At 44.6% G+C, this 26,132-nt stretch carries 27 protein-coding genes; 8 read left to right on the forward strand and 19 right to left on the reverse strand.

All coding sequences use genetic code 11. The features are described from left to right. Positions 1-18: 18 nt before the first annotated feature. From MJ612_RS08540 to mraZ, 5 genes are read right to left on the reverse strand one after another with little or no spacing between them, the layout of a single operon-like run. Positions 19-1,482 carry a UDP-N-acetylmuramoyl-L-alanyl-D-glutamate--2,6-diaminopimelate ligase gene (locus MJ612_RS08540; RefSeq protein WP_187033077.1) on the reverse strand — a complete coding sequence of 488 codons (1,464 nt, stop codon included), beginning with the start codon at positions 1,480-1,482 and terminating at the stop codon, positions 19-21. Beyond that, positions 1,482-3,581, reverse strand: coding sequence for a penicillin-binding protein (locus MJ612_RS08545; protein WP_187033078.1), 2,100 nt, complete (start codon positions 3,579-3,581; stop codon positions 1,482-1,484). The genes MJ612_RS08540 and MJ612_RS08545 overlap by 1 nt, the downstream gene beginning before the upstream one ends. Further along, entirely contained in the window at positions 3,571-3,987 is a 417-nt protein-coding gene (locus MJ612_RS08550; RefSeq protein ID WP_250419101.1) for an FtsL-like putative cell division protein, read from the reverse strand. Before MJ612_RS08550 ends, MJ612_RS08545 begins: the two co-directional genes overlap by 11 nt. A 54-nt stretch (positions 3,988-4,041) precedes the next feature. Then, positions 4,042-4,956, reverse strand: a complete 915-nt coding sequence (gene rsmH / locus MJ612_RS08555) for a 16S rRNA (cytosine(1402)-N(4))-methyltransferase RsmH (RefSeq protein ID WP_187033080.1) — start codon at positions 4,954-4,956, stop codon at positions 4,042-4,044. Next, entirely contained in the window at positions 4,956-5,423 is a 468-nt protein-coding gene (mraZ, locus tag MJ612_RS08560) for a division/cell wall cluster transcriptional repressor MraZ (protein ID WP_187033081.1), read from the reverse strand. The genes rsmH and mraZ overlap by 1 nt, the downstream gene beginning before the upstream one ends. Before the next feature lie 353 nt (positions 5,424-5,776). On the opposite strand from mraZ, the gene MJ612_RS08565 reads away from it, so the two are divergent. From MJ612_RS08565 to MJ612_RS08575, 3 genes are all read left to right on the forward strand, one after another. Then, the gene (locus tag MJ612_RS08565) at positions 5,777-6,181 is read left to right on the forward strand and encodes a hypothetical protein (protein WP_187033082.1); all 405 of its coding nucleotides are present in this window, start codon (positions 5,777-5,779) and stop codon (positions 6,179-6,181) included. Between the two features lie 79 nt (positions 6,182-6,260). Continuing rightward, the gene (locus tag MJ612_RS08570) at positions 6,261-8,465 is read left to right on the forward strand and encodes a TonB-dependent receptor plug domain-containing protein (RefSeq protein ID WP_187033083.1); all 2,205 of its coding nucleotides are present in this window, start codon (positions 6,261-6,263) and stop codon (positions 8,463-8,465) included. Between the two features lie 31 nt (positions 8,466-8,496). Continuing rightward, positions 8,497-8,847, forward strand: a complete 351-nt coding sequence (locus MJ612_RS08575; RefSeq protein ID WP_187033084.1) for a heavy-metal-associated domain-containing protein — start codon at positions 8,497-8,499, stop codon at positions 8,845-8,847. Between the two features lie 72 nt (positions 8,848-8,919). Here the strand turns inward: MJ612_RS08575 and MJ612_RS08580 are convergent, their stop codons facing one another. The 11 genes from MJ612_RS08580 to MJ612_RS08630 form a co-directional block, all read right to left on the reverse strand. Further along, the gene (locus MJ612_RS08580; protein WP_250419102.1) at positions 8,920-9,567 is read right to left on the reverse strand and encodes a hypothetical protein; all 648 of its coding nucleotides are present in this window, start codon (positions 9,565-9,567) and stop codon (positions 8,920-8,922) included. 70 nt (positions 9,568-9,637) lie between these two features. Continuing rightward, positions 9,638-10,327, reverse strand: coding sequence for a fatty acid desaturase (locus MJ612_RS08585; RefSeq protein ID WP_187033086.1), 690 nt, complete (start codon positions 10,325-10,327; stop codon positions 9,638-9,640). 5 nt (positions 10,328-10,332) lie between these two features. After that, positions 10,333-11,178 (reverse strand): 4-hydroxy-3-methylbut-2-enyl diphosphate reductase, encoded by an 846-nt coding sequence (locus MJ612_RS08590; protein WP_187033087.1) that lies wholly within the window; start codon positions 11,176-11,178, stop codon positions 10,333-10,335. A 5-nt stretch (positions 11,179-11,183) separates the two neighbouring features. Then, positions 11,184-11,882 carry a lycopene cyclase domain-containing protein gene (locus tag MJ612_RS08595; RefSeq protein ID WP_187033088.1) on the reverse strand — a complete coding sequence of 233 codons (699 nt, stop codon included), beginning with the start codon at positions 11,880-11,882 and terminating at the stop codon, positions 11,184-11,186. Positions 11,883-11,899: 17 nt separating this feature from the next. After that, complete coding sequence (locus MJ612_RS08600) at positions 11,900-12,433, reverse strand: hypothetical protein (RefSeq protein WP_187033089.1); 534 nt, start codon at positions 12,431-12,433, stop codon at positions 11,900-11,902. Continuing rightward, positions 12,433-13,266 (reverse strand): phytoene/squalene synthase family protein, encoded by an 834-nt coding sequence (locus MJ612_RS08605; protein WP_187033090.1) that lies wholly within the window; start codon positions 13,264-13,266, stop codon positions 12,433-12,435. Before MJ612_RS08605 ends, MJ612_RS08600 begins: the two co-directional genes overlap by 1 nt. 21 nt (positions 13,267-13,287) lie before the next feature. Beyond that, complete coding sequence (locus tag MJ612_RS08610) at positions 13,288-14,778, reverse strand: phytoene desaturase family protein (RefSeq protein ID WP_187033091.1); 1,491 nt, start codon at positions 14,776-14,778, stop codon at positions 13,288-13,290. 23 nt (positions 14,779-14,801) lie between these two features. Beyond that, positions 14,802-15,317, reverse strand: coding sequence for an RNA polymerase sigma factor (locus tag MJ612_RS08615; protein WP_187033092.1), 516 nt, complete (start codon positions 15,315-15,317; stop codon positions 14,802-14,804). Between the two features lie 227 nt (positions 15,318-15,544). Then, complete coding sequence (locus tag MJ612_RS08620) at positions 15,545-16,420, reverse strand: MerR family transcriptional regulator (RefSeq protein WP_187033093.1); 876 nt, start codon at positions 16,418-16,420, stop codon at positions 15,545-15,547. Further along, entirely contained in the window at positions 16,401-16,892 is a 492-nt protein-coding gene (locus tag MJ612_RS08625; RefSeq protein WP_187033094.1) for a sterol desaturase family protein, read from the reverse strand. The genes MJ612_RS08620 and MJ612_RS08625 overlap by 20 nt, the downstream gene beginning before the upstream one ends. A gap of 49 nt (positions 16,893-16,941) precedes the next feature. Continuing rightward, complete coding sequence (locus MJ612_RS08630; RefSeq protein WP_187033526.1) at positions 16,942-17,715, reverse strand: enoyl-CoA hydratase/isomerase family protein; 774 nt, start codon at positions 17,713-17,715, stop codon at positions 16,942-16,944. Between the two features lie 833 nt (positions 17,716-18,548). Here MJ612_RS08630 and MJ612_RS08635 point away from each other — a divergent pair. The 5 genes from MJ612_RS08635 to paaD all read left to right on the forward strand — a co-directional run bounded on the left by MJ612_RS08635 (position 18,549) and on the right by paaD (position 22,078). Beyond that, on the forward strand, positions 18,549-19,115 hold the full coding sequence (locus MJ612_RS08635; protein WP_187033095.1) for a TetR/AcrR family transcriptional regulator: 567 nt from the start codon (positions 18,549-18,551) through the stop codon (positions 19,113-19,115). 84 nt (positions 19,116-19,199) lie between these two features. Then, on the forward strand, positions 19,200-20,186 hold the full coding sequence (gene paaA / locus MJ612_RS08640; RefSeq protein ID WP_187033096.1) for a 1,2-phenylacetyl-CoA epoxidase subunit PaaA: 987 nt from the start codon (positions 19,200-19,202) through the stop codon (positions 20,184-20,186). A gap of 10 nt (positions 20,187-20,196) precedes the next feature. After that, the gene (locus MJ612_RS08645) at positions 20,197-20,835 is read left to right on the forward strand and encodes a phenylacetic acid degradation b (RefSeq protein WP_187033097.1); all 639 of its coding nucleotides are present in this window, start codon (positions 20,197-20,199) and stop codon (positions 20,833-20,835) included. Further along, positions 20,835-21,590 (forward strand): 1,2-phenylacetyl-CoA epoxidase subunit PaaC, encoded by a 756-nt coding sequence (gene paaC, locus MJ612_RS08650; RefSeq protein ID WP_187033098.1) that lies wholly within the window; start codon positions 20,835-20,837, stop codon positions 21,588-21,590. The genes MJ612_RS08645 and paaC overlap by 1 nt, the downstream gene beginning before the upstream one ends. Positions 21,591-21,592: 2 nt before the next feature. After that, positions 21,593-22,078: a 1,2-phenylacetyl-CoA epoxidase subunit PaaD gene (gene paaD / locus MJ612_RS08655; protein WP_187033099.1), complete on the forward strand. Its 486-nt coding sequence runs from the start codon at positions 21,593-21,595 to the stop codon at positions 22,076-22,078. 65 nt (positions 22,079-22,143) lie between these two features. On the opposite strand, the gene MJ612_RS08660 is transcribed toward paaD, so the two are convergent. The 3 genes from MJ612_RS08660 to MJ612_RS08670 all read right to left on the reverse strand — a co-directional run bounded on the left by MJ612_RS08660 (position 22,144) and on the right by MJ612_RS08670 (position 25,943). Beyond that, complete coding sequence (locus MJ612_RS08660; RefSeq protein WP_187033100.1) at positions 22,144-22,929, reverse strand: copper resistance protein NlpE N-terminal domain-containing protein; 786 nt, start codon at positions 22,927-22,929, stop codon at positions 22,144-22,146. 98 nt (positions 22,930-23,027) lie between these two features. Further along, positions 23,028-24,758 (reverse strand): M3 family oligoendopeptidase, encoded by a 1,731-nt coding sequence (locus MJ612_RS08665; RefSeq protein WP_187033101.1) that lies wholly within the window; start codon positions 24,756-24,758, stop codon positions 23,028-23,030. 105 nt (positions 24,759-24,863) lie between these two features. Continuing rightward, positions 24,864-25,943, reverse strand: coding sequence for a ferredoxin--NADP reductase (locus MJ612_RS08670; protein ID WP_187033102.1), 1,080 nt, complete (start codon positions 25,941-25,943; stop codon positions 24,864-24,866). Between the last annotated feature and the right edge of the window lie 189 nt (positions 25,944-26,132).

Consider the following 26,132-nt stretch of genomic DNA (forward strand, 5'->3'; position numbering starts at 1 on the left):
TAAAAGATGTAATAAGTTTTATTTCCCCAGTTGCTGAAAAGTTTCCTGCAGCACCTGCTTGTCATCAAAAGGATATTTCACCCCTTGAATTTCCTGGTAAGTTTCGTGGCCTTTGCCAGCCACAAGTATAATATCGTTTGGTTCGGCCAGCATACAGGCTGTTTTAATCGCTTCCTTTCTATCCAGCACCGACAGCGTCTTTTTATAATCCAGCGGTTTCACGCCTTTCTGCATGTCAGCAAGTATGGTTTGCGGCTCCTCAAAGCGCGGATTATCAGAAGTAAGTATAACCTTGTCGCTCAGGCGGCAGGCAATATCCGCCATAACCGGGCGTTTGGCTGCATCGCGGTTACCACCACAACCAACTATGGTTATTACTTTCTGCAACGGCGTACGGATCTGTTGCACTGTATTCAGTACATTCTCCAAGGCATCAGGCGTATGTGCATAGTCAATTATACCTGTTATCTGTGTATCAGAAACGATATAATCAAAACGGCCGGCAGCTGAATCCAGGGCAGAAAGTATAGTTAAGGTTTCTGTCGGATCTTCACCTAACAATACAGCCACGCCATAAGCACCCAGCAGGTTGTACGCGTTAAAAGTACCGATCAGTTTGCACCAGATCTCATTCCCATCAATCTCAAGGTGTAGTCCCTGAATGGTATTATCGATAATTCGCGCTTTAAACTCTGTGGCTTTGCGGAGGGAAAACTCGTGTATACTTGCCTTTGTATTCTGCACCATTACAGAGCCACGCTTATCGTCAGCATTTACCAGTGCAAAAGCACCTTTCGGTAACATATCGAAGAATGATTTCTTTGCTTTGATATACTCGTCGAAGCTACCGTGGTAGTCCAGGTGGTCGTGGGTGATATTGGTAAAAACACCACCTGCAAAAGTTAACCCAGCCACACGGTGCTGCACCATAGCATGCGAACTCACCTCCATAAAGCAATGCGTACAACCAGCTTTCACCATTTTAGCCAGCAGTTCATTTAGTGTTACAGCATCAGGTGTCGTATGCGTGGCAGGTATAACCTCCTCATCTATCTGGTTTTGCACCGTAGAAAGCAAACCTACATGGTAGCCCAGCTCACGGAACAACTTGTGCAACAGCGTTACCGAAGTAGTTTTACCGTTTGTACCGGTAACGCCTACCAATTGCAGTTTAGCAGAAGGATTATCGTAGAAGTTGGATGCCATCTGGCCTAAAGCTTCTGCCGAATCTTTGACTACTACATAGGTAACAGCCGCATTTTTCTCTTCCGGTAACTCTTCGCAAACTATAGCTACTGCATTTGCCTCAGCCGCCTTTGCCATATAAGCATGACCATCTGCCTGCACACCGCGCACTGCTACAAACAACACACCCGCCTGCACCTTACGCGAGTCAAAAGTTATACTTTCAACAGGCACGTCAAGGGAGCCAATTGTGTTAAGTACCTGTACTTTGTGTAATAATGTTTGCAGCAACTGCATTAGCTTAAAACTATTGTTATCTGTTTTACTTTATTTATTGGCGTACCAGCCTCTAACGACTGTTTTTCTACACGCTTGCCTACTCCCTGCACATTCACTTTCAGGCGCTGGTTACCAAGTATAAACAAGGCATCACGCAAGGTTAAACCTACTACATCCGGTACTTTTCCATCTAGCACAGGATTAGGCACAAAATCAAGTGAACGCAGATTTGGATTTACTTTAACCCATTCTTCATCTGAATTTTTAGGATGGCTGCTGATACCAAGGCGGTTACAGATCGTGGAGAGGTCATCCAAGCTACCTGCTTTTACCTGTGGCAGGCTGTCTTTATTTGGTACTACTCGAGCACGAAGCGGTTTGTGCATTCCCAGGTCACGGGCGTAGGCTTTATCTGCCAGCTCTTTAAATACCGGTGCTGCTACATCAGAGCCATACACATTCACCCCTTTAGGGCTATCGATGATCACAATGCAGCTATACTTCGGATTATCAGCAGGGAAATAACCAGCAAATGAAGTAGAGTATTCCATTACATACTTCCCGTCTTTTACTTTTCGGGCTGTACCTGTTTTGCCTGCAACTTTATAATCGGCGCTTTTTATGTTTTTGGCTGTACCGTTCTCCACAACCCCTTCCAGCATCAATTTGATTTTTTTCAACGTCTCATCCGAGCATACCTTATCAACCAGCACTCTTGTTTTAAAAGTCTGAATTACTTTATCCGATTTGCGGATTTCCTTTACAATAATAGGCTGAATCTTTGTGCCGTTGTTAGCAACTGCATTGTAAAAAGCCAGTGTTTGCAATGGCGAAAGCTTTGTTTCATAGCCAATTGCCATAGAGGTAAGGGTAGTGCCATACCAGGTTCTGTCCTGCGGATGCTTAATAAACGGACGAGCTTCCCCATCCATCTGGAAACCTAGTGTATTGCCTAAACCAAACTTATCCAGGTAATCTACATAAGCTTGCTGGTTGGCACTGAAGTGCTTCTCCATCAGCTTGGCTACCCCAATATTGGATGATTTCTCGAATACTTCCTGCACAGTTATTTTTCCATAACCACCTGTCTTAGCATCGGTCATGTACGTATTTTTGATGCGGTATTTCCCGTTACCTGTATCAATAGAATCTGTCAGCTTTACTCCCGGAGCATATTCGAACAAGGCCATCATAGAAGCAAGCTTAAAAGTGGAGCCTGGCTCAGTACGTCCCTGATCCCCTACAGCATAGTTATAATCTTCTATATAACCGCCCTTGGTCTTCCCCAGATTAGCTAATGCCTTAATTTCCCCTGTCTTCACCTCCATCATAATCACTGTACCATATTCAGCATCTGTTTTCTCCAGAGCTTTGTACAGCGCATTCTCTGCTACGTCCTGCAGGTTAATATCAATTGTTGTTTTGATATCGTAACCATGCTGCGGCTTTACTTCGGTACCATCGTAAATTGGCTTGCTACCTCCGGCAATACGTTCAAAAAGCGCTTCGCCATCCGTACCTGATAAATCGTTGTTGAAGCTGAACTCAAGTCCTGCTCCGTTTTTATCTTCGTTTATAAAACCAATGGTGCGCTCAGCCAGCATACCAAAAGGCTTAAAACGCTTCTCTACTTTTTCAAAGATCACTCCACCTTTATTTTTACCAGACCGGAAGATCGGCCATTTCGCCATCATCTTCTTATCCTGGTAATTAATCTGACGACTATTCAGACGGATATACTTGCGTCCGGAAAGGCGTGCATTTTTGATCTTGCGACGGTAATAATCTTCTGACCTGTCTCCGTAAAAGCGCGACAGTAATAAAGCCAGCGAATCGATTCCGGCATTAAAAGTTCTGGCCTCAGCTATAGTAGGATCAAAGGCCACACGGTAAAATGGCAGCGATGTAGCCAGTATACTTTCATTATCAGAGTAGATGTTTCCGCGGGTAGCAAACACCGGCTGGTAATGGATGCGGCGCTCTTTGGATATCGCTTTCCACTTTTCGCCATCCTTAAACTGGATCACTCCAATTTTGTAAACTATGGCGCACGCAAAAAGGCAGATAACCAAAAAGGCTAACCGTATACGTATAACTATGGATTTCTTAATATTCATCTGCCGGCACTATAACTTGATAAGGTGGAGATGAACTTTCTTCGAGGCCCAGCGGCGCCACATTACGGGCAACTTCTGATTGCTTGCTGGCTTCCATGTAGTCTGACTTCAAAGTAGTATAGTCAGCGCGCAGGTCTTCGGTTTCTACTTTAACCTTGTCTATTCTGCGTATGGTTTTTTCGGCATAATGGGTATTACCGATATAGAAAAGGGTAAGCAGTGTTAGAAATAAAATTCTTGGCAGGTACTTAAGGGGAACACCTTCTTCAAAAAGAGCATCTACGTTGGCATATTTCTCCAGTAAACCAAAGATACTGAAGCCTTTGCGCTTTTTAGGCTTTGGAGCCTTCTCTTCTGGCTTCAGACGCACCGTGTTTGCTCTTGGTGCGCTTGCTTTCTTAGTCATAAGGTTAGAAGCCATAGTTACTCTTTAAAAATTACAGCCTTTCAGGCCAGGTGTTTAATCATCTAAATGTCTTTTCTCTGCTATTCTTAGCTTAGCGCTTCTGGAGCGACTGTTTATAAGTAGTTCTTCTTCTGTAGGCACTACCGGTTTCCGGCTTACAGCATCCAGGGGTTTTATCTCATTCCCAAACAGATCCTTCTCTACCTCCCCGAAGAACTTACCTTTTGCGATAAAGTTCTTTACTAACCGGTCTTCAAGTGAGTGATAGGAGATCACTGCTAACCTTCCGCCGGGTTTCAGCACTTCTGCCGCTTGTACCAGCATTTCTTCCAGCGCCTTCATCTCGTCGTTTACCTCAATCCGGAGCGCCTGGAAAACCTGCGCCAGGTATTTATTCTCCTTCCCTTTCGGCGTACAGGAGCGTATGGCCTGTTTAAAATCCCCTATTGTCTCAATTGGCTTTCTAGCCCTTTGCTCAACTATAGTTCTGGCCAGCGTTTTGGCATTTTTAACTTCACCGTAGATACCGAAAATGCGGTGCAGCTGCTCTTCCGAGTAATTCTCCACTACATCCTTAGCCGAATCACCATGCTCATAGTTCATGCGCATATCCAAAGGGCCATCAAAGCGGGTAGAAAAACCACGGCTTGCTTCATCGAACTGATGCGATGAAACGCCTAAGTCAGCCAGTATGCCATCCACCTCTTTTACACGGTACAGCCGCAGGTACTTTTTCAGGTCGCGGAAGTTGGCCCTTACAAACTGAAAGTTTGGTCCTTCCAGCTTTTTAGACTGTTCTTCTGCGTCACGGTCCTGATCAAAACTATAAAGCTTACCGGTCGTAAGCTTACTAACTATAAGTGCCGAGTGTCCGCCACCACCAAAGGTCACATCCACATACACACCATCCGGTTTTATCGCCAACGCTTCAACCGACTCTTCCAACATTACGGGACGATGGTATTCCATTACTGCAACGGTTCGGTTTCCTGTTTATCACCTAAAAACTTCTGGGCCAGCTGCGAGAAGTTCTGCTGATCCTTGATCAGGAACTCTTCATACTTATCCGGATTCCAGATCTCTACGCGGTTACCTAATCCAACTATAATCACTTCCTTATCCAGCTCGGCAAAGCGCGCCATCGTACGCGGAAGTATAAAACGACCTGTACCATCCAGCTCAATCTCAGTGTTTCCTCTAAAGAAGTTACGCTGAAAGTGGCGATACTCTTCATTAAACTCATTCAGGCCGGCTACCTTATCATAGATCACTTTCCACTCTGCCTTTGGGTATAACACCAGGCAGGGCTCAAAACCACGCATCAGCACCACATGATTGCCAGACGCCTCCGGCAGGTTGGCTTTTATCTTTGCAGGTAAAACCAACCTTCCCTTAGGGTCTATCTTGCATTCAAATTCGCCTGACAGGAAGTTCATGTTTTTCTATAGGTTCGTCCGTATAGTTTTCGGAGTATACAAATGTAGCGATTCAACAAAACACCACAACCACAATCTCCCACTTTTTACCACTTTGTGGATAAATTATGGTAATCCACACCACTTATCCACATTATCCACATACGTTTCAACCCACTTTGGGTATAACTATATTTGAATATTTGAATGTTATCTACTATTATACGAGGCATTTAAATATTAACAAATTGATTACCAGTACCTTATAAACCATCAGTACATAAGAGGTTAAAGTGGAAGGCATTTCCACAGCAAAAGTGGAACAAAGTGGGGATTGTGGAAGAAAGTGGAAGATATTACCTAACTTTGCAACGATGATTAACCTGATCAGGCATAGCGTCCTTTTACTACTTACGCTAAGTATAGCACTGGGCTCAGTGGGCGTTGCCATAGGTCAGCAGTTGTGCCAGATGGTAATGGTTGGCAGCCACGAAGTACCTGAAAAGGAAATGGCTGGTTGCTGCTCTGAATCAGAAAGTTCGGACTCGGAAGATGATTGTTGCACCTTAGAGGTAACCTACAAAAAGCTTGACCTGGTATCGACAGCTATGGTTGACGTTTTAAAGAAAGTATACCTGGCCTACACGGCTATAATTCCACAGCCTGCTTATGAGTTACCAGTTCCGGCAATTATACAAGCTGTACTTACTTTTTCTGATAGTTCTCCCCCGCTCTCCGGGCGTAAAATACTGCTCTTAAAGCGCACCCTATTGGTATAAACCTGATTTGTAAACACTAAAGTTGCCATAACGGTAACTGTTATTCCCTTTTTGTTTACTTCATCAAGTTTATACTTACATGAAATCCCCTATTAAGAAATATACTTTACATCTGCTGCCGGCTTTACTGGTTATACTTATAACTATACCTGTGGCAGCACAACAACTTACCGGCAAGGTTACAGATGCAGCCAACCCCGGGCAACCCATTATAGGTGCCAGCGTGGCCTGGAAAGGCACCACCCATGCCACCACTACCAACGCCACCGGCGACTTTACACTTACCTTTTCTGATTCCATTATTTCAGAGATTATAGTTAACTATGTTGGCTATACTTCGCAGACCATAAATGTAACTGGCAAGCAATCGGTTATAGTTAGCCTGAGCCCAAACAGCACCCTGAAAGAAGTAGTGATAGAAGGCCAACAGGAACGGTTTTCTTCCATATCGCCAACTAACTCCCAGATTATCACGAACCGCGACCTCGAGAAATCAGCGTGCTGTAACCTGGCTGAAAGCTTCGAGACCAGTGCATCAGTTGAAGTGTCGACCACCGATGCCGTTTCAGGAGCGAAGCAGATACAGATGCTGGGTTTAGATGGCGCTTATACTTTACTGACAACAGACAATGTGCCGGCACTGCAAGGACTGGCCACACCTTACAGACTTAATTACCTATCCGGTACTTTTATCGAATCCATTGACATCATAAAAGGAATGGGATCTGTACTGAATGGGTATGAATCGATTTCGGGGCAGGTGAACGTGAAACTGAAAGATCCGGAGAAAACAGAACGGCTATACCTGAACCTGTATGGCAACACGCAGGGCAAGTTTGATGCGAATGTAAATGTAGGCGTACAGGTAAACAAAGTATGGTCTACGGCGCTGATGCTGCATACGGCACAACTGCATCACCGCTCCGACCGCAACAACGATGGTTTTATGGACCTGCCCCTGAACAGCCAGTACAATGTGTACAACAAGTGGAAGTATAACAATGGCAATTTTATATCGGAGTTTGGGGTAAATGCCTTGCGCGAAGACCGTATAGGTGGCCAGATGGATTTTGAAAAAGGCTCTGAAGTATACTATGGTACCACTTCCGAAACAGAGCGCGTATCGGCTTACAATAAAACATCTTATACCTTCGATGGCAAACCTTACCAAAGTATAGGCCTGATCAGCTCAGCTTCAAACCACGTGTTCGACTCAAAGTATGGCAACCGGATTTATGATGGCAACCAGCAAAACTCGAATGTGCGTTTGATTTTCCAGTCAATTATCGGACACACAGGGCATACTTATAAAACTGGACTAAGCTATACCTATGATAACACAGAGGAAAAACTGGACCTTACCAGATTTAAAAGAACGGAACATGTACCGGGCGCTTTTGCTGAGTATATCTTTAACAATTCTAACAATCTAACTATAGTTGCCGGCAGCCGTGTGGATTTCCACAATCTGTATGGCACTGTTTTCTCGCCACGCCTGAACGTAAAGTTTGATGCCACCAGGAACACCATTTTCAGGATAGCGGCAGGCAAAGGCTTCAGGGTAGCCAACCCAATAGCCGAAAACACAGCCAGTCTGGTTAGCAGTCGTGCCTTTGTTTTCGAAAATAACTTAAAACCAGAAGAAGCGTGGAATATTGGCGGTTCTTTCACCCAGTACTTTGAACTTGCCGGCAGACCGGGCGCCTTCATCACAGATTATTATTACACCAATTTCACAAATCAGGTAGTGGCCGATATGTACACCACCCACGGGCAGGTGCGGTTCTCAAACCTGGATGGAAAGTCGTTTGCTAAGAGTTTTCAGGCAGAGTTGCAATATGAAGTGCTGAAAGGCTTTGATGTGAAAGCAGCTTATAAGTACTACGATGTAAAAGCAACTTATAACGGAGAACTGCGCCAGAAACCCATGGTACCGGAACATCGCTTTTTTGTAAATTTAGGTTTTGCTACCCCGTTCGATAAATGGCGCGCCGACCTGACTACACAATACTTTGGTGTAATGCCGCTGGCTTATTCGGAGAAGCAAAATGGTGCTGAGATGCCCCGCGCCTCTGAGCAGTTTGTTGTGCTGAACGGGCAAGTTTCGCGCGCATTTAAGCGTTGGGAACTATACACTGGCGTTGAGAATTTACTAAATTACCGGCAGCCTTCGCCTATAGTTGGCGCTTCTGATCCGTTTGGCCCTGATTTTGATGCCAGCATGGTTTGGGGGCCAATTGCAGGAAGAGTAGTTTACGCCGGACTCAGATTCAAAATAAATTAAATAACTAAATACTCCATTCAAATCAAGAACCATGAATAAGCTAAAAGTATTATTACTTTCGATGGTACTGGCATTGGTAAGCTTTGCCACGCAAGCGCAAACTCAGGACGCTAATCAAAAAACTATCACGATCAAAACATCAGCTGTTTGCGACATGTGTAAAAGCACTATTGAGAAAGCTATGGCCTACGAAAAAGGAGTAAAATCTTCTTCACTGGATGTAGATTCTAAATTGCTAACTGTTGTTTTTGATACCCGCAAAACCGATGCAAACAAGTTAAAGAAAGCAGTAACAGAGGTTGGTTATGATGCAGATGAGCTACCTGCCCAGGAGCGCGCCTATAACAAACTGGACGATTGCTGCAAAAAAGGAGCACACTAGTGATTCAGTTAAGTATAAAATAAAAGGGAGCCGAATGGCTCCCTTTTATTTTATATATCTAAGTCTTCTATTTTAGAACTTAAAGCCGACATGCAAACCTATTGCAAATACAGGAGTACCTTTTGAGTAATATAAATATTCTATACGGCCACCGGCAATTCCATTTCTACCAAAGTTAAAGTCATTTTCAAGGAAACCGTTGAACCCGACATCTCCTGTTCTTATATGTGCTACCGAACCATCAAAAGTACCTTCTCCTTCAGGATCAGAATTAATTTCGGAACGATGTCTTGCCGATCCACCTGCGCCTATACGCAGGTTAACAGTTTCGTTGCTGAGCAGGTCAAAGCTGGCTTCAATCCCTCCCATGTAAAAAGTGTTTTTGATGGAGTAGAGCTGTTTGCCCTCGTCATACCGGGAAGCAGTTAATAAACCCAGGTTTAGACCTACTGCTACACGCTCACCTAAATAATGATTAAACCTATTACTGAACATTAACCCCTGACTATCGAAGTCTGAGAGCCATACAAAGCTTACACCTGCCTTAAATGCATTAGGATCTTTACTGGTAGCGCGTTTATAGCTATCTGCATAGCTATTAAAGCTGGATAAAAGAAAGAAGCACAAAAATATAAGGCAAAGTTGTATTGGGTGGCGCATAGAAGTGCTGTATAAGGGTATAAATTGCTTGTAGGTTTTAGAGGGTAAGTTTGTCCTCATACGCAGGCCGCTTACCTACTGTTACACCCTTAATAATATTAAAAATTTACAAATATTATACGGCTATAATTCAACCCTTTACCTTATAGAGCTGCCACCATGGCAAGTAAGGTTTATCGTGGTGCTCGTAATGATAACCGAAAAAATAGCAACTTATAAATGCCCAGAAATGATTTTTATGCTGTGTTCCGGATTTATGCAGATTATCCGGAGCATGTTCTCCACGGTGCGGCAGGTAGGTTCCAAAATAAAATAACTGGAATGTAGCAAGTATAGCTGGAAGCATCCAGAACATCACCACATTCTCTACCGGGAAAAAAAACTTCAGCAGATTAAACGTAACAGCCATCATTAGTAATTGCCACCAAGTTATGTACTGCTTCAGAAAACTGAAATACCAGGGCCAGAATGAGCCATGATAATAGTCCGGGTCTTGCTCTGTAGCTACATGTTTGTGGTGCTGGTGGTGGCGAGGCAATAACCTGGGATACCAGTTATAGGCAAACAGAAAGGCCGTTATAGTTCCGATAGCTTTATTTAATTTGCGTCTGCCAGGGGCAGCTACGCCATGCATGGCATCGTGAGCAGTAATGAAAAGGCCGGTATACAAGTGCATCTGCACCAGCATAAAAAGGTAAGGAAGCGGAGATGTTAAATCAACTTTAAAAAACGCCAGCAGGTAAACCAGTAATGCTGACCAGGTAACAATTATAGTCGCCGCAATCGCAATTCCCCTGCTATCTTTCTTTATTGTTGCCATTCCTGTTATTCTTGCAGCAAAGCATCACGCACTTGCTCCATTAGCCACATGGGTGTAGATGTTGCTCCACATATACCTACAGTATCTCCGGCGTTAAACCACTCGGGTCTGAGTTCGTCGGCTTTTGAAATAAAGTATGTATTCGGGTTTGTGTTTTTGCATACCTGGTACAGTACCCGCCCATTTGATGACTTGGTACCTGAGACGAATACAATCTTATCGAACTGAGCAGCAAATTTTCGCAGTTCTTTATCGCGGTTTGAGACCTGCCTGCAGATCGTATCATTTGCTTCTACTTCAAACCCCTTGGTTTCGAGCTGACTTTTAATGTTATAAAAGCTATCAGTACTTTTAGTGGTTTGGCTGTAAAGCGTAATTTTTGAAGGCAGTTTGTGCTGGAGCAGTTCGTCTATACTTTCAAAAACCACGGCCTTGTTATTGGTCTGTCCTAACAAACCAAGCACTTCGGCGTGGCCATGTTTGCCGTAGATAAAAATCTGATCGTCTTTGTCGTAGGAGGTTTTAATTCGATTCTGCAATTTAAGCACTACAGGGCAGCTGGCATCTATCAGTGTAAGGTTGTTGTTAAGTGCAGTCTGATACGTTTCAGGGGGTTCGCCATGCGCCCTGATCAGTACAGCTTCGTTTTGTAGTTCTTTAAACTGCTCATGATCAATAATGCGTAGCCCGCGCTGCTGCAGTCGCTCAATTTCTTCATCGTTATGCACAATGTCACCCAGGCAATAAAGATAGCCCTGTTCATCCAGAATATCTTCTGCCATCTGGATAGCATATACTACCCCAAAGCAAAATCCGGAATTTGAATCGATGGTGACATTCAGGCGCTGCATACTGATTATACAGTTAAAGGCTGATATTGTTTTACCGTCCGTCGCTGTCGCAAACCTTCATAAACAGAGATAGTTAACAACAGCATCAGCATAGAGTACATGGTATCTTCTACAGGTATTGTTACGATGCGAAGACCCAGGTTATAGGCATCGTTATACCATACTACAGGCAAATAGGTAAGCACACCATTTACCAGCAGAAACGGCACCAAATGCACCAGGTAAGCCAGGTAAAAGCGGCCTAAATACTTTGTTTGGAAGAAGCGCAGATGTACCAGGTGCAGCATGGCCAGAAACATAAAAGTAATAGAAGTATACCAGCGCTCCATGTTGAAAACGGCTATCGCTGGCAGCGCAAGTATCAACACCAGTGCTATGCTTTTAGCGTAAGGTTGCAGCAGGTCTTTGCTTATGTAAGCATTCAATACATCGTAAATAAAGACACACGCATATGGCACTGTTATAAAGAACAGGATCTCTTCCAGGGGCAAGCCAACCAGGTAAATTCCAGTCAGGTATTCTTCATTAAAACCCCAGATACCATTTTTAGTAAAAAGTGCATCCCAAACTATAAATACTGCGGCATTTACAAGTATAGCAGGTAGTAAAGCCGGCCAGTTTCTGTAAAAAGCTACTTTTCTGTCGAATGAGAGCAGCAGCGGAAACAGAATGGTAAATATGTTCAGGTATAGGTAGATGTACACTTTTTATAAGTATGAATTTAAATCTTCAGGCTTTTTAAAAGCTTTTTCTCTTCTTCAGTAGAGCGGTCTCTTTCCAGCATTACATCACGCATGGTGCGGGCGAGTTGCGTATTTATTCCTGATTTAGGATGCTCCACCAGGCTTTCTATAATTATGGCTTTATCTTCTTCCAGGTGCTCACTCATGTTAAGGTAGCGCGGCACATGGTATTCCACTACAAATCGCAGAAACCGTATTTCAGGATGGTCTTTATCTAAGGCAACAGCCTCATTAAACAGGTCCATTGCCGTATTCAGGTGTTTCATCTTGAAGTATGGGTTCCAAGCGTATTTTGCCATTACTGCTTCGGATGCAGCTTTATAACCCAACACTACAGGATCTTTACCTGTGTATTTTTCCATTTTAGCATAAAAGTCTTTAGCTGCTTCTTCGTCTTTGCTTGCTGCCAAATATTCTACGCGTAGTTCGGGTAATTTATAGTTGGTTATGCCTGCAGCCTGAGCCATTTGCAAGCACACCATCAGAAGGGTGATCAATAAGAACCTGCTCATTAAATTGCGTTTAGTCTATACCTGAGATATGAACTGACCAACAGGGCCAGCTTTGTGTTATCAGGTACTCTTACGCGTTGTTTAAGTATGTGGGTTGCAGGCAGGTTCTGTATTTTGCGGAAGAGCTTCATGTAATACTTGTAGGCCAGGTACACTCCCAGCCGTGCTGTTCGGGGCAATTCCATTATCCCTTTATAGGCATCTTCAAAATCCTGGCAGATATCTGCTTCTATTTCTGCTTTACTGATGTTATTAAATTGTGTGAACTCTACTTTAGGGAAATATACACGGCCCCGCTCCAGATAGTCGCTTTGCATATCGCGCAGGAAGTTCACTTTCTGAAAGGCAGAGCCTAAACTGCACGCTGGCTTTTTCAGGCGTTTAAACATTTCGTTGTCGCCTTCACAAAAAACCTTCAGGCACATTAATCCTACCACCTCGGCAGAGCCATAGATATAGTCATCGTAAAGCTGATGATCGTATTGCTGCTCTTCCAGGTCCATTTCCATACTTCTCAGGAAAGCCTCGATATAGGCATGATCTATTTTATACTCATTTACAACGCACTGAAAGGCGTGCAGCACCGGGTTCAGACTTATACCTGTTTCTATGGCCTTATAGGTCTGCTCTTTAAATTCCTGCAACAAAGCCTGCTTGTCATATTCATGAAAAGTATCAACAATCTCATCAGCGCAACGCACAAAACCATAAATGGCATAGATCGGAAAATGAAACTTAGCATCAAGTGTTTTGATACCCAACGTAAACGAAGTACTGTAAGCTTCTGTAACTACTTTGCTGCACTTCAGGCAGGTCTGTTTAAATAAATCCATAGGTGCGGTGTTTAGTACTGGTTATATTACTACAGGTGACCTGAATTCCTTCGCCACTTCCGTTGCTACCACCTGCCCTGATATAAGGGATGGTGGCACACCTGGTCCGGGCACTGTTAACTGTCCGGTATAAAACAAGTTCTTTATTTTTTTGCTTTTCAGGCTTGGCTTAAGCAGCGCGGTTTGCAGAAGGGTGTTTGCTAAACCATAGGCATTGCCTTTAAAGGCGTTATAATCTTGTATAAAATCGTTGTGTGCATAACTGCGCTTATATATTACGTTATGACGTATTTGCTGGTTGGTAAGCTTCTCCAAACGGTCCATTACCAGCTTATAATACTTCTCGCGCATTTCATCTGTGTCCTGCAGATCCGGGGCAACCGGTATAAGTATAAACAGGTTCTCACAACCCTCGGGAGCTACACTAGGGTCGGTGACAGATGGTGCTGACACATAAAATAAGGGCTTGGTCGGCCACTTCGGATCAGTATAGATTTCGCGGGCATGTGGCCCGAAATCTTCGTCGAAGAATAGGTTATGGTGGCGGAGGTTTTTCAGGCGTTTGTTAATGCCCAGGTAAAAGATCAGCGAGGATGGCGCCATTACGCGAGTGTTCCAATACGCTTCCGTATAGCTTTGGTATTGCTCCGGCAACAGGTTTTTCTCTACATGGTGGTAATCGGCGCTGGCAACTATAACATCCGTTTCAAAAACATCAGTGGCTGTAATAACACGGGTAGCTATACCTGCCGATACCTGGATTTCCTGTACAACCTGGTTATATTTAAACTCCACTCCTTTCTCCTGAGCCAGCTGTACCATGCCTTCAATTATCTTGTGCATCCCTCCCATAGGGTACCAGGTACCCAGGCTGATGTCAGCATAGTTCATTAAACTATAAAGTGCAGGCGTATTTTCAGGCAGAGCTCCCAGGAAAAGTATAGGAAACTCCATTAACTTGATGATCTTGGGGTGCGAGAAGAAACTACGGATATGCTTATGGAAAGACTGGAAAACATCCATCCGCAACACATCCAGCAGTAAACGCAGGTTTATGAACTCAGCAACTGAGCGACCGGGTTTGTATACCAACTGGTTTATACCTACTTCATATTTATAGGCAGCCTGTTTTAAGAACCGGTCAAGTTGGTGCGCACTACCTGGCTCCCATCTCTCAAAAAGTGCTTTTAGTTCTTCTAACGAGGCCGGCACATCTACAAAATCATCTTTACCAAAAACAACTGTGTAAGACGGATCCAGGCGGGTTAGCTTGTAGTAATCTGTCGTGCTTTTACCAAACTTTTGGAAATAAGATTCAAACACATCCGGCATCCAGTACCAGCTGGGTCCCATATCAAATGTAAAGCCTTGGGCAGTATAACTTCTGGCGCGGCCGCCGGGCGTGCTGTTCTTTTCCAGCACAGTCACCTTATAGCCTTTGTCAGCTAAGCTTGTAGCCGCCGACAAACCGGAAAAACCAGCTCCAATTACTATTACATTTTTTTCTTCCATAGTTCAGGCATTTGGCCTTAGTGTTATGCGTTCTGGCGGTATACTTTAAGAGATTGCTTCAGTTCTTTGCGCGCAATGTGTATCCTGTTTTTAACTGTACCAATCGGGATCTGCAGTTTCTCAGCAATTTCAGTGTACTTATAACCGATGTAGTACATCATAAAAGGAGTGCGATGTTCTTCGCTGAGACTGGCGATAGCTTTATTAATATCGTTCATGACGAAAGTCGACGTGCCTTTGTTTTGCGTGATGTAATTTTCATCAGTGTTCAGGTACTGAAGGTACTCTGAGCTGTCGATATTGCTGCTGCGCTTAGTGATCTTGTTATAGTTGTTGATGAACGTGTTGCGCATAATGGTATAAAGCCATGCTTTCAGGTTAGTACCAGTCTTAAACTTTTCACGGTTCATCAGGGCCTTCAGCATTGTTTCTTGTACCAGGTCCTTGGCATCATCTGCATCACGGGTGAGGTTAAAAGCCACAGGCCGAAGAGATTGCGTTACACGCTGTATCAGGTTACTAAATTCTATCGCTGTCATAACTTTGTTTATACTTTACTCAAAAACTATAAACAAATATACGTACAGATTTTAAAATGGAAACAATTCTGTTTAATTTATTTTAGCAAAATATTAAACAAAACCTCAGCAAGCCCTTTTTATTTGGTAAGCGACTAAAAATAAGGGGGTTAAATAAATAAAAAAGAAAGCCTGCCTGTAATCACAAACGATACAGGCAGGCTTCCGGATTGGGTACAGGTAAATAATTAACTAAACAGTTTTGTAAATTCTCTCATGCAGGCTAAACGTTTTACATTTTCAGGGAACTGAAGCTGCTCCTGCTGCACCAATAAGCCATAAATGTAAATTGTGGTTTCCGGGAAGCGCTGGGCCAGTTTATACAGGTAATTCTGTACCTGGTCACGCTCGGGAGCCGATGTAAGTACCGTGCAGATAAATTCGGGTTTTGATAAGCTATACGTAAGCTCCAGGTCTGAGAATGGCAGGTTTTGTCCCATATAAATTACGTGCTGGTTGTGCATCCGGATCACGTAGTTCATATAGAGTAGTGCCAGTTCATGCAGTTCACCTTCCGGTAAGTATAACAGGTATGACGAAGCCCCCGGCTGACGGCGCACTACCTGACCATCGATAGCAACTATAAGCTTCTGGCGGATCAGGTTACTAACAAAATGTTCGTGGGCAGGCGTAATATTACCGGTTTGCCAAAGTATCCCGATCTTGTGCAGGAAAGGATAAATCAGCCTGTTCATAGCTTCTGCAAAACCTAGTTGAAGCGATACGGTAGAGATCGCTTTATCAAAAGCCTCTTCATCCAGATCCAGCATTGCTGCCATCATGTTATTGATGTGCTGAGAGCACTCGCCGGGAATTTCGCAAAGCTGCTGTACTTTCTCTATCATTTGCTCCGGCTGCATTTGGGCTATTTTAGAGATTTTGTAACCCTTCTCGTTCAGCAATGATACGTTTAGGAGAGTTTTCAGGTCCTTGTCATCGTAGTACCTGATGTTGGTTTCCGTACGCTTGGGGCACAGGATGTTATACCGCTGTTCCCAAATCCGGATAGTATGGGCTTTAATGCCCGAAAGATGTTCCAGTTCTTTAATGGTGTACTGCGCCATGTTTATCCTGTTCTCGTTTTCTTACTACTTCACTTGCTGCCTTAAAATATCTTGGCGACACCCACAACATTCCAAACGACTCTGACCCATACTTTCCGGCTACTTTATGATGTACCTTATGCGCCATGTTTAATGCTTTTAGATAAACATTAGACGTACGACCAAACGCTTTTATCCGTCTGTGAATAAATACATCATGGATCAGAAAATAGGCAATGCCATATAATGTAATGCCTGCCCCGATCCAAAACCTATAATCCAATGGTTCGCTGCCGAAAATAAAGAACAGCATTGCCAATGTGCCATACCAAGCAAAAAACAGGTCATTCCATTCAAATGTGTGCTGGTGCCGGGTGTGATGCGATTTGTGCAGGAACCATAAAAAACCGTGCAGCACGTACTTGTGCATGGCCCAGGCCACGACTTCCATTGCCACAAAAGTTAAGAGCATGATTCCGATTCCTGTCAGCATACCCAAGAAACAGCAAGTTTAAGAAATAGTTTTAAAAGTTAAACAGAAATTACCAATTGATAGGCTCTTTATTCAGGAATGCAGCTATACCACGCTGGCAATCTTCGGAGCCACGCGCTACCGCATTCATTTCGGCAGCATATTGCAACCCTTCTTCCAGGCTCATTTCCTGCACGCGTGCTATCATTTCCTTTGTTACTTCCATCGACTGTCGCGAATTCTCTATGCATAGTTTCTGGGCAAAGGCAAAAACACGCTGCTCCAGTTCTGCTGCCGGCACTATGTAGTTTACCAAACCATATTGCTCTGCCTCAATTGCTGACACCAGGTCGCCGGTAAGCAACAGTTGCTTGGCCCTTGACTCCCCTATTTTGCGCAGCAGGAACACTTTAACTATAGCAGGTATAAATCCGATCTTAACTTCGGTGTAGCCAAACTTCGCTTCCGGTACGGTAAACCCGAAATCACAGATAGCAGCCAAACCACAGCCACCAGCAATAGCATGGCCATGTATCTGGGCAATCACGACTTTCTTTAAAGTATAAATCAGGCGGAAAAGCTCCATCAGGTGCGTAGAATCGGCAAGATTTTCCTGGTAATCGTTATCCTGCAGTTTCTGAATATATTCCAGGTCAGCGCCGGCACAAAACACTTTACCTTCTGCACGTAACACCACTACTTTACAGGCTTCATCTTCTTCCGCGGCAGCAAAAGCACGCTTCAGTTCCGATACCACTTCGTAGTTAAGGGCATTTCTTTTCTCTGCTCTGGCAAGCGTGATGTAACCAACTCTGTCAAGCACGTCATAGTGCACGAAGTCCATTTTCAGTTTTTCAGCAGATGCTGCTGTATCGTTCATATTAATTAGATTTATAGTTTGGAATGTAAAAAAGGCTGGAGTTCAAATATACGTAAGAGTTTATCTAATGCTCGGGAGTTTGTGAAGAAAGTAATTATGAGTGCTTGGGTTTCTGTTCACTATTGTCATTTCGAGCCTTAGCGAGAAATCCATTACAAGTTTATGTTGAAGTCTATACTTGTTAGTACAAGCTATCCTTCCATAGCCACTTCTAAACCTAAGAGCTTTACCTGCCCATTGTTGTTTTAGTTGGCTTTGGTGCCCTCACGGCCGGGAGGCCCCGTCTTAGGGCATCGCGCGGTGCAAATCTCTTTTGCTCGTGCCTCGCAATGCCTTAACGGCACCAGAACCTCTCGAGGCGCTCCACCCAAAGACTGAGATCGTTTTGATAGAAACTGCTTTTATACTTTAGACTGCTAAGCTCTTAGCCTTTCAGCAATATAATTCCGTAGGGACAGGTCAAGCCCTGTCCGTTCTTAGTCTGTAACTATAGAACTATAGTTACAGCTATAATTAAAGCAGCAATTCCCCTCTTGAGAGGGGCAGGGGTGTGTTAGTTCGTTCACATAACCTACAACCGTTTCTCAACAGACCTCCGAGCGTTTGTAAAACCTCGGTGCGTCTTGTGGATTAGCCTTTACTCCGTGGCTAGATGCTCATAGGAGTTGCGCACGCTACGAGGTCTAAATCCTACTTAATCTAAGGTTCAGACAAAACTTACCTTTCAAAATCTTCGTTTAAAACTTGCTAACGAACGTTAGGTTGTTTACATTTGTTAGCTATATATAGAAGTAACCTTGAGCAGAAAAGAACAGATAGAACAAACCGCAACTGCACTCTTTAAAAACAGGGGCTTTTCGGCTACGTCTATGCGCGACCTGGCTAACCAGCTGGGTATCGAAGCTGCCAGCATTTACTCCCATATAAAGTCTAAGGAAGAGATTCTGCAGCGGGTTTGTTTTAGAATGGCCAATGAGTTTTTCGAAGCTATAGACAATGCTGATGTACGCCATGCTTCTGCTTCTGAGAGACTACAGACTGCCATTACAGCGCACGTAAAAGTGCTGACCAAAAACACGGAGGCATCAGCTGTATTCCTGCACGAGTGGCGCCACCTGAGCGAGCCGCATCACGCTGAGTTTCTGGCACTACGTAACCGCTACGAAGAGCACTTTAGAGAAATGATCCGGGAAGGAATTAAAGCCGGCGAGTTTAAAGTGCCTGATGAGAAATTTGCTGTTTTAACTATACTTTCTGCGCTGAACTGGATACACACCTGGTTTAAGCCCGAAGGAAAAATGAATGCTGAAGAAATTGCCGCTAACTTGGCAACTATGCTACTAAACGGACTGAAACAAACTTAATACACGCCCAAACACAAACTAACTAATCGCCGGGCCGCTACCTACGGCCCGGCACTTTTACTGAACCTTTAAACTATAAATAATATGTACGGAGGAGGAAACGTTTTTGAAGCGACTAAATTCGATGATGTGCAGACCGAAGATCCTGCAAAATTAGCCGAATTTGAAGCCCGCATTGCCCGTGGCGAAAAGATCGAACCAACCGATTGGATGCCCGAACTATACCGCAAACAGCTGATCCGCATGATCGAGCAGCACGCGCATTCAGAAATTATTGGCGCCCTGCCTGAAGGCACATGGATTACCCGAGCTCCTGGTTTCCGTCGTAAAATGGCGCAGATGGCAAAGGTGCAGGACGAAGTAGGCCACGCACAACTGCTATACTCTGCTGCAGAAACCCTTGGCAAATCGCGCGAGCAAATGCTGACCGACCTGATCAGCGGTAAATCAAAATACTCGAACGTATTCAACTACCCTGCCTTTACTTGGGCAGATTCTAATATAATTTCCTGGTTGATTGATGCGGGAGCTATTGTGAACCAGATGGCTAACGCCAAAGGTAGCTACGGCCCTTACTCACGTGCGCTGGAGCGTATCTGTGCTGAGGAGGCTTTCCACTTAAAGTATGGTCACGATGCCGTGGTGCACATGGCAACCGGCACACCAAAGCAGCGCGAAATGATTCAGGCTGCACTTAACCGTTGGTGGCCACCGATCATGACGTTCTTCGGACCATCTGATAAAATGAGTACGCACACCGAAACGCTGATGCGCTGGAAAGTGAAGATGGCTTCTAACGACGAGTGCCGTCAGCAGTTCCTGGATATGTACGTGCCTAAGATTTGGGAGCTTGGCCTGACTGTGCCGGATCCGAAACTGAAGAAGAACATGGAGACCGGCCAGTGGGAATATACCGAGCCGGATTGGGATGAGTTTAAGCGCGTGATCAACGGTGATGGGCCTTGCAACGCCGAGCGCCTTGCTGTACGCCGCACCGCCGAAGAACGCGGTGCCTGGGTACGCAGAGCCCTACTTAACCCGAAAGCAAAATACGTGAAGCCATTAGCTTAATAATAGAACTATGAGCTTAAAGTCACTTGACCCGAGAGTAACTAGATTGAACTTACCGGAAGGTGAAGTTCCTGCCATGGAGCCAAAGCCGGAACTGGATCAGTTTGAAACATATGAAGCCTTCCATCAGAAGAAAGAAGGTACTGCCTATACTTACGTTGGCCCTGTTCATGCGCCAAACGAAGATGTGGCTTTCCTGTTTGCAAAAGAGCAATACAGCCGCCGCTTTGCCTGCACCGGCCTATGGATCGCACGCACCGAAAACATACAGGTAACGCCTTATGGCAACGATAACGAGAATGTATACGACACTATTCAGTTTGACGAGCCAACCCAGCGCAGCGAACAGCCGGAGCCTTACGAAATCTTTCACCTGAAAAAACGCGGCAAAGCACATGTGCATGCTGGCCGCGTGATGGCAACATCTTACCAGGATGCGCTACAAGAAGCTAAAACAGCGTTCGGCGACAAAGGCCCGATCGTGAATGTGTGGGTAGTGAAATCGAAAGATATGCTGCAGTCTGCGGAAGAAGACAAGGACATGTGGACTACTATTCCGGAGAAGAAATACCGCGAAGCCATTGCCTACAAGGTGATGGACAAGATCACGAAGTATAAAGAAGAGAATAAACCTACAACTTCCCAATAATGAACGAGCAAGCGATAAAAGACCTGTTATACAAACTGGCCGACGACCAGCTTATACTTGGCCACCGCAACTCTGAGTGGACCGGCTTCGGCCCGATACTGGAAGAGGACATTGCTTTCTCGTCGATGGCGCAGGATAAAATTGGCCATAGTCTGGCATTTTATACGTTGCTGCAAGAACTTGGCGAAGCTGAGCCGGACACCGTTGCCTTTACGCGCAACGCAAACCAGTTCCATAACAGCCAGTTGGTAGAGCTGCCAAACGGCGAGTATGACTTCAGCTTGATCCGCCACTTTTTGTACGACAACGCCGAGATCATCCGTTTCGAGATGCTGGCGCAGTCGAGCTACGAGCCGATTGCCAAGGTTGCTACCAAACTGAAAGGCGAAGTAAAATACCACGTACTGCACGCCAACACCTGGATCAAGAATCTGGGCTCCTCTACAGAAGAAGCTATACTTCGCTTGCAGTCTTCATTAAATGAGGCATTGCCTTATGCACTCGGCATGTTCGAAAAATCAAAGTATGAGCAGGAGCTGATAGATGCTGGTGTTTATGCTGGCGAAGAGTCTGTAAAAGCGGAATGGCTGAAGCGTATCCAATCAGTTATCGAAAAAACTGATTTGAAACTACCTGACCTGGCAACTATAGAACCTAAGTTCGGTGGCCGCTACGGCGAGCACACAGAGCATCTGCAACCGCTGCTTGATGAAATGTCTGAAGTATTTAAGATTGATCCTACTGCTGAGTGGTAATTATGCCATTAACCAAGGAAAACATATTAATCCTGCTGGAGGAGGTAAAAGATCCTGAGATACCAGTATTGTCGCTGGTGGACCTCGGTGTGATTACAGGTGTAGAAGTATTGGAAGATGGCCATGTAACGGTAAACATGACCCCTACTTTTGCCGGTTGCCCTGCTATGGACTACATGAAAAAAGATGTAGAACGTACGCTGGAGAAACACGGCATCAGCAAGTATACAGTTAACATGACCTTCGATAAGCCCTGGGATAGCAATAAACTCTCAGAGAAAGGTCGTCAGCATTTAAAGGAGTTTGGCTTGGCACCACCGCCCAAGTATGATCTTATATTGGATCTGGATATTCTGGAACATGTAAAGTGCCCTTACTGCGACAGCGATAACACGGATTTGAGAACACCTTTCGGCCCTACACTTTGTCGCTCTATGCACTACTGCAACAATTGTAAGCAGATGTTCGAGCAGTTTAAGCCGCTTTAAGCAAACCAAAATAAAACAGAAAGGCCAGCTAAACTATAGCTGGCCTTTCTGTTTTATAGGATAGGTTACTTCTCTTCAGTCTTCGTGCTTAGAAACTTTCCGCAACCGTTGAATTCTATTCCTTTTGCCTTAACACGAACAGTATGCGTTGATCTTTTACCCGACATGGTGTCCTCGCAAGGTTGGGCCGTTAATTCAACTATAAGATCACTGGTTTCGGAAGTGGCTTTGTAAGTGATGGTTTTACCGTTAGTTACAATCTCTGGTTTTGCTGTCTCTAAAGCTATAGTTTCGGAAGGCAGTGTTTTAAAGTACATTCCTTTTTCAAGATCAATTTCCAGCGCCCAGCCAGGTTCGTTACCGGTTGCAATAAAGTCTATTCCCAGTTTTCGTTTCTCATTCCAGAGTTCAGGATTGTCTTCTGTTAAGTTGGTGCCTTTTCTTAATTTATACTTATCAGTCAGGTTCGTATTTATTCTTTTCCCTTGCTTGTCAAGCATATGCAACTCCCCACCTATTGACATGTCAAACTGAGTTGAAGTGGAATCATTGCCGTGAAGTTGAAGAATGCCATTCGCTATTTGCCAGGTTCCAGTCCGGGTATAAGGTTCTACATCACGCTCCTGGTAGACCATTGTTTCCTCAAAAGTATTGTCTTCGTTCAGGCTCAGAGTATAGTTTATGCCCGGACAATCAGCACATGGTATAACGCCGCCCCAGACGCCTATCACACCGCCGGGTAACCTGCTCTCTCCCGCTTCCACATCTACAGGCTCCGTCGAAAGCTCACTTGTAGTGCATCCCGAAACTATAGCCGCCAACATCAGAAACACCCAAAACCTACTTCTCATACTTATACTTTACGCCCTTGAATTAATGCTGATCTTCTACTTAAACTAAAAAGCCCTGCTACGGATAGCAGGGCTCAAAATTAGGCAAATTTTATAGTTTATAGTTGCTCCATTTCGTGCTGCACGAAATCAACCAGGCTTTTAATATACGCTGTACTGAAATCGAATTTGATACCTGCAGCTTCGTATACTTCACCGATTGAAACGGTGTAGCCCAGGCTTAGCGCACGTTTGTAAGCAGCCAGTCCTTCGGCAGGATTCTCTTTATAGTTCTTCCAGACAGCAATAGCGCCCAACTGTGCCATGGCATACTCTACATAATAGAAAGGTACTTCGAAAATATGTAGCTGTTTCTGCCACATGTATGGTTTGTACTGCTCCAGACCGGTCCAGTCTACTAACTGGTGGTTAAACTGGTCGAAAATGTTAACCCATTCCTGTTTACGGTCTTCAGTAGTCTGCTCCGGATGCTCATAAATCCAATGCTGGAATTTATCGACTGTAGCCACCCAAGGGAAGGTCTCTAACACACTTTCCAGGTGCGTTTTCTTGGCTCTGCGCAGCTCGTCTTCATCATCAAAGAACGTATCCCAGTAATCCATCGAGATCAGCTCCATGGACATAGATGCTAGCTCTGCTACTTCTGAAGGTGGATGTTTGAAAGAGTTAAGTGTCAGTTCGCGCGTCAGGAAAGAGTGCACTGCGTGACCGCCTTCGTGCAGCATAGTAATTACATCGCGCAGGCTGGAAGTGGCATTCATAAAAATGAACGGAACACCAATTTCATCCAGTGGATAATTATAACCGCCCGGCGCTTTTCCTTTTCTCGATTCCAGGTCCAGGTGGCCCATGGCGCGCATTGTAGCAAGGCAATCACCTAAGTATGTATCCAGTTTATAGAATACCTGTACGGTTTTCTCCAGCAGCTCTTCGCCTGATGTAAATGGTTCTAACGGCTTTCTGCCTGACGGATCAACATCCAGGTCCCAGGGTCTAAGTTTATCTACTCCCAGTTTCTGCTTGCGTTCTTCATCAATCTTAGTAAGCAGCGGAACTATAGTTTCTTTTATCGAAGTATGGAAATCGAAGCAATCCTGCGGGGTATAATCAAAGCGACCCATGGCTGCAAACATGTAGTCGCGGAAGTTTTCGAAGTCAGCGTTCTTAGCTACTTGTGTGCGCAGTTTCAGCAATTCGTTGAATAACTCATCAAGCTTGTCTTTGTCCTGAACACGGCGCTCCTGTATGGTTCTCCAGGCAGTTTCGCGCACAGTGCGGTCGTTCTGCTTCATGTGGTCGGCAGCGCGCTGCAGCGTCATTTCTTCGCCATCCAGCGTTACCGTCATGGCACCAGTTATGGCGGCGTACTGTTGCTGCTTTGTACTGATTTCGGTGTTAAGTGGAATATTTTCTTCCCGGAAGATCTCCAACGCACGCTCCACACCCCGCAGGTAAATTCTATACTTGTCCTTATCCAACGCATTCACATAAGGCGAGTGCATCAGCTTCTGGTTCAGCTCGTGGTCGTAAGGCGCAATCTTGGGGTCAATTTCCGATACAAAATATTGGAAGGCTTTGGTGCTTTCTTCATTTTGTGTGTCGCAGGTCATGCGGATATAGCGCCAGCCCATATCTTCTGAGAGCATACTTTCGAGTTCGCTGCGGTCGGCCATCCACTTCTCCAGTTCCTGTACGTTCTCATTGTGCCTGCTTTTTAGTTCTTCAAAGTATGGCTGTAAGGCTTCCCACGTTTCAACCTTAAAATCTTCGGGTATATAAGTGCGTGGCTTTCGTTTAGGTATAGTTAAGTTTGCTGATAGTTCTGTCATAGTGCTAACATATATCATAAAAGTGTAATATAAGTACTTCAGTTGAAAGTACAAAAAAAGCCATATCTAAAAAGATATGGCCTATGATTTATACGGGACTTTACGCTATCCGATCTCAATAACTACGTCGCTCGTTAGCGGATGGCCAACACAGTTCAACACATATCCTTCGTCAAGCTCCGCATCCGACAAGCCTTCGCGCTCATCTAAATGCACTTTACCGCTCAGGCATTTACCACGGCATGCGGTACATAAACCCGCCTGGCAAGAGTAAGGCAGATCCACATCCTGCTCCAGTGCTGCTTCCAGTATAGTCTGGTCCGGATTTACGGTTACACTGTACTCAGAGCCTTCGTATATTATAGTTACCGTCTGGGTAGTTATCTCGTCTTCGTCTGAAGCGCTTACATCGCCATGTTTTTCAGCATCATGCTGTTCTACCAGCTTATTGCTCACAAAGCTTTCTCTGAAGATACTCTCTGCCGGAACATGCAACACATGCAGCGCCTTGCGTACTTCATCCATCATGCCTTCAGGTCCGCACATAAAGTATAACCCGTTGCTGATCTTGGATAATTGCAGTCGCTCCAGAATCTTGATGATCAGGCTCTGGTTCATACGGCCGCGGTATTCGCAATTATCCTTCGGCTGACTATAGATGTAAGCGATCTGTAAACGGTCCGGGTTCTCGGCGCGAAGCTGCTCCAGCTGGTCTTTAAAGATCACAGAGTTCTCATCGCGGTTACCGTAGAGCAGTGTTACTTTACTGTTTGGCTCTTCGCGCAGCACCCCTTTAAGTATAGACATGAGCGGCGTAATACCACTACCGGCACCTAGCAGTATAACATTGCGGGTTTCAGAGGCATCACAGGTAATACAGAAGTTACCAAGCGGCTCCATTACTTCTATTTCCTGGCCCACTGCTGCATTATCCAGCAGATAGTTAGACACTTTACCACCCGGCACACGCTTTATAGTTACCGATAAGATATTCTCGTGCGGGGTGCTGCTAAGCGAGTAAGAGCGGCGTTCTTTTTTACCTTCAAAAGGAATGATAAGGGTAAGAAACTGGCCGGGCTTATAGTTTATAGTTTGATTCTGAGGTTGTTCAAAATGAAGGGTAACAGCATCTGAAGTTTCGCGGGTGATGTCCGCAATTTTCAGCGTGTGGTAGGAGTTACTCATTTTAGTTTATAGTTTATGATGATGATTTATGCTTTTGAGCCTGTTTGGAAGCGGAAAGTTACAATAAACTTAGTTGTTGTCAGAAAGTTTTTACTAAAACACAACGCTTTTCTATAAAGTATACGTACAAGAGCAAATCTGAAAACAGCCAGTATAAAGATTGGAAAAAAAACTGCAACTTTGTGCTGT

The sequence above is a fragment of the Pontibacter deserti genome (genome assembly GCF_023630255.1).
Lineage (GTDB): Bacteria > Bacteroidota > Bacteroidia > Cytophagales > Hymenobacteraceae > Pontibacter > Pontibacter deserti.

What these genes read in the sequence shown, in the direction of transcription:
- MJ612_RS08660 (WP_187033100.1), bottom strand. Translation starts at nt 22,929, where the DNA reads ATGAGAAGTAGGTTTTGGGTGTTTCTGATGTTGGCGGCTATAGTTTCG.
- MJ612_RS08590 (WP_187033087.1), bottom strand. Translation starts at nt 11,178, where the DNA reads ATGCAGCGCCTGAATGTCACCATCGATTCAAATTCCGGATTTTGCTTT.
- MJ612_RS08630 (WP_187033526.1), bottom strand. Translation starts at nt 17,715, where the DNA reads ATGGACTTCGTGCACTATGACGTGCTTGACAGAGTTGGTTACATCACG.
- paaC (WP_187033098.1), top strand. Translation starts at nt 20,835, where the DNA reads ATGAACGAGCAAGCGATAAAAGACCTGTTATACAAACTGGCCGACGAC.
- MJ612_RS08570 (WP_187033083.1), top strand. Translation starts at nt 6,261, where the DNA reads ATGAAATCCCCTATTAAGAAATATACTTTACATCTGCTGCCGGCTTTA.
- MJ612_RS08610 (WP_187033091.1), bottom strand. Translation starts at nt 14,778, where the DNA reads ATGGAAGAAAAAAATGTAATAGTAATTGGAGCTGGTTTTTCCGGTTTG.
- paaA (WP_187033096.1), top strand. Translation starts at nt 19,200, where the DNA reads ATGTACGGAGGAGGAAACGTTTTTGAAGCGACTAAATTCGATGATGTG.
- MJ612_RS08575 (WP_187033084.1), top strand. Translation starts at nt 8,497, where the DNA reads ATGAATAAGCTAAAAGTATTATTACTTTCGATGGTACTGGCATTGGTA.
- MJ612_RS08600 (WP_187033089.1), bottom strand. Translation starts at nt 12,433, where the DNA reads ATGAGCAGGTTCTTATTGATCACCCTTCTGATGGTGTGCTTGCAAATG.
- MJ612_RS08550 (WP_250419101.1), bottom strand. Translation starts at nt 3,987, where the DNA reads ATGACTAAGAAAGCAAGCGCACCAAGAGCAAACACGGTGCGTCTGAAG.
- MJ612_RS08565 (WP_187033082.1), top strand. Translation starts at nt 5,777, where the DNA reads ATGATTAACCTGATCAGGCATAGCGTCCTTTTACTACTTACGCTAAGT.
- mraZ (WP_187033081.1), bottom strand. Translation starts at nt 5,423, where the DNA reads ATGAACTTCCTGTCAGGCGAATTTGAATGCAAGATAGACCCTAAGGGA.
- MJ612_RS08665 (WP_187033101.1), bottom strand. Translation starts at nt 24,758, where the DNA reads ATGACAGAACTATCAGCAAACTTAACTATACCTAAACGAAAGCCACGC.
- rsmH (WP_187033080.1), bottom strand. Translation starts at nt 4,956, where the DNA reads ATGGAATACCATCGTCCCGTAATGTTGGAAGAGTCGGTTGAAGCGTTG.
- MJ612_RS08670 (WP_187033102.1), bottom strand. Translation starts at nt 25,943, where the DNA reads ATGAGTAACTCCTACCACACGCTGAAAATTGCGGACATCACCCGCGAA.
- MJ612_RS08625 (WP_187033094.1), bottom strand. Translation starts at nt 16,892, where the DNA reads ATGCTGACAGGAATCGGAATCATGCTCTTAACTTTTGTGGCAATGGAA.
- paaD (WP_187033099.1), top strand. Translation starts at nt 21,593, where the DNA reads ATGCCATTAACCAAGGAAAACATATTAATCCTGCTGGAGGAGGTAAAA.
- MJ612_RS08645 (WP_187033097.1), top strand. Translation starts at nt 20,197, where the DNA reads ATGAGCTTAAAGTCACTTGACCCGAGAGTAACTAGATTGAACTTACCG.
- MJ612_RS08585 (WP_187033086.1), bottom strand. Translation starts at nt 10,327, where the DNA reads ATGGCAACAATAAAGAAAGATAGCAGGGGAATTGCGATTGCGGCGACT.
- MJ612_RS08615 (WP_187033092.1), bottom strand. Translation starts at nt 15,317, where the DNA reads ATGACAGCGATAGAATTTAGTAACCTGATACAGCGTGTAACGCAATCT.
- MJ612_RS08620 (WP_187033093.1), bottom strand. Translation starts at nt 16,420, where the DNA reads ATGGCGCAGTACACCATTAAAGAACTGGAACATCTTTCGGGCATTAAA.
- MJ612_RS08605 (WP_187033090.1), bottom strand. Translation starts at nt 13,266, where the DNA reads ATGGATTTATTTAAACAGACCTGCCTGAAGTGCAGCAAAGTAGTTACA.
- MJ612_RS08545 (WP_187033078.1), bottom strand. Translation starts at nt 3,581, where the DNA reads ATGAATATTAAGAAATCCATAGTTATACGTATACGGTTAGCCTTTTTG.
- MJ612_RS08580 (WP_250419102.1), bottom strand. Translation starts at nt 9,567, where the DNA reads ATGAGGACAAACTTACCCTCTAAAACCTACAAGCAATTTATACCCTTA.
- MJ612_RS08540 (WP_187033077.1), bottom strand. Translation starts at nt 1,482, where the DNA reads ATGCAGTTGCTGCAAACATTATTACACAAAGTACAGGTACTTAACACA.